This window comes from Halomonas sp. SIMBA_159 (genome assembly GCF_046536035.1).
GTDB classification, from domain to species: Bacteria; Pseudomonadota; Gammaproteobacteria; order Pseudomonadales; family Halomonadaceae; genus Vreelandella; species Vreelandella venusta_A.
In genome coordinates this window covers 1-238 of sequence record NZ_JAWJBT010001550.1, presented here as the reverse complement: position 1 = coordinate 238, position 238 = coordinate 1, and the positions used below count along the sequence as shown (strand labels likewise).

Here is a 238-nt window from a genome sequence, read left to right as displayed (position 1 = left end):
CAAGGAATGTCACAAACATGCCCCATCCATTATCCGCAACACTTTTACCATAATTCAGAGTTTGTGACATTCCTTTCATATCGAGGTCTTCGATAACCACGCAATCGTATTGAGATGTCAGTTGTTTTGACTTTTTGTGAAGAAAATCTTTCCGCTGATTGGCCACTTTTTCATGTAGTTTTGCGACTTTGATTCGCTGTTTTTCATAACGAACAGAATCCTTTGTCTTGCGAGAAAG

1 protein-coding gene is annotated in these 238 nt (G+C 39.1%); it reads right to left on the bottom strand.

What is annotated here, in order from left to right; genetic code table 11:
- Window positions 1-238: transposase (locus R0J87_RS24435; protein WP_498889637.1), on the bottom strand; the 238-nt coding region annotated here is incomplete at both ends.